The 218-nt window shown below is 56.0% G+C and carries 1 protein-coding gene; it reads left to right on the top strand.

The window, feature by feature from the left end; all coding sequences use genetic code 11:
• Positions 1-29: 29 nt before the first annotated feature.
• Positions 30-218: ArdC-like ssDNA-binding domain-containing protein (locus tag GSQ83_RS08620; protein WP_158802497.1), on the top strand; the 189-nt coding region annotated here is incomplete at its 3' end.

Below are 218 nucleotides of genomic sequence, written 5' to 3'. Positions count from 1 at the left end.
GTTGAGACAGAACCCTGGAGAATATCCCGATGTTGAAACACCGCAACACAACACAGCACTCGAATCATCGCGATCACTATCAGGAGGTGACGGACCAAATCATCGGCGCGCTCGAAGCGGGTATCCGGCCGTGGCGCCAACCTTGGAAGAGTGGCTCACCTGGCATGCCAATCAATGCCACGACCGGACAGCCTTATCACGGCATCAACGTGTTGGTG

This window comes from Acidisoma sp. L85 (assembly GCF_009765865.1).
Classification (GTDB): domain Bacteria; phylum Pseudomonadota; class Alphaproteobacteria; order Acetobacterales; family Acetobacteraceae; genus Acidisoma.
This window is presented reverse-complemented; position numbering and strand designations above follow the sequence as displayed.